Raw genomic sequence first — 1164 nt, 5'->3', positions numbered from 1 at the left:
GACAATGAAAATACGTTTGTGGGGTTGTGTACTGGGCATGGCGCTGAGCGGCACGGCCGCGGCGCAGACCCCGTTGAAGATCGGTTTCGTGGGCGAGATGTCGGGCCAGCAGGCCGAGTACGGGCTGCAGATGAGCAACGGCGCCAAGCTGTTCCTGCAGGAACACGGCGACGTGGTGGCCGGCCGCAAGATCCAGCTCATCATCAAGGACGTGGGCGGACCGAACCCCGAAGTGGCCAAGCGCGTGGCGCAGGAACTGATCACGCGCGACAAGGTGGAATTCCTGGCCGGCTTCGGCTTCACGCCCAACGCGCTGGCGGTGGCGCCGCTGGCCACCGAGGCCAAGATTCCGATGGTGGTCATGAACGCGGCCACCTCGTCCATCACCGAGCGCTCGCCCTACGTGGTGCGCACCTCGATGACGCTGCCGCAGAACGCCTACGCCATCGCCGACTGGGCGCTGAAGAACAACATCAAGACGGTGTACTCGCTGTACGCCGACTACGGTCCGGGCCAGGACGCCAACGCCCAGTTCCGCAAGACCTTCACGGGCGGCGGCGGCAAGATCGTGGCCGAGGTGGCGGTGCCGCTGAAGAACCCGGAGTTCGGCCCCTACATGCAGCGCATCAAGGATGCCAAGCCCGATGCCGCCTTCCTGTGGTTCCCCTCGGGCGAGCTGTCGGTACTGATGCTGCGCGCCTACCGCGAGCGCGGCCTGGAGCAGGCCGGGATCAAGGCGCTGGGCACCGGCGACGGCACCGACGACATGTTCCTGGACAGCATGGGCGACGTGGCGCTGGGCCTGACCACCTCGTTCCACTATTCCGCCGCCCACGACTCGGCCAAGAACAAGGCCTTCATCAAGGGCTACGAATCGCAGTTCGGCACCTCGATCCGCCCCAACTTCATGGCGGTGGGCGGCTATGACGGCATGGCGCTGATCTACGAGACCATCAAGAAGCTGAACGGCAAGATCGACGGCACGAAGGCGGTCGAGGCCATGAAGGGGGCCAAGTGGGAAAGCCCGCGCGGGCCCGTCATGATCGATCCGGAAACGCGCGACATCGTGCAGAACATCTACATCCGCAAGGTCGAACGCCGCGGCAACCACTTGTACAACGTCGAGTTCTCGCATCTCGACGCGGTCAAGGACCCCGGCAAGGC

Annotated in this window: 1 protein-coding gene; it reads left to right on the top strand. The window is 65.0% G+C overall.

Going from position 1 to position 1164, the window contains the following annotated elements; genetic code table 11:
- Window positions 1–1164: ABC transporter substrate-binding protein (locus ABD104_RS30185; RefSeq protein WP_343928884.1), on the top strand; the 1164-nt coding region annotated here is incomplete at both ends.

It is taken from the genome of Pigmentiphaga daeguensis (assembly GCF_039523035.1).
Lineage (GTDB): Bacteria > Pseudomonadota > Gammaproteobacteria > Burkholderiales > Burkholderiaceae_B > Pigmentiphaga > Pigmentiphaga daeguensis.
This window is presented reverse-complemented; position numbering and strand designations above follow the sequence as displayed.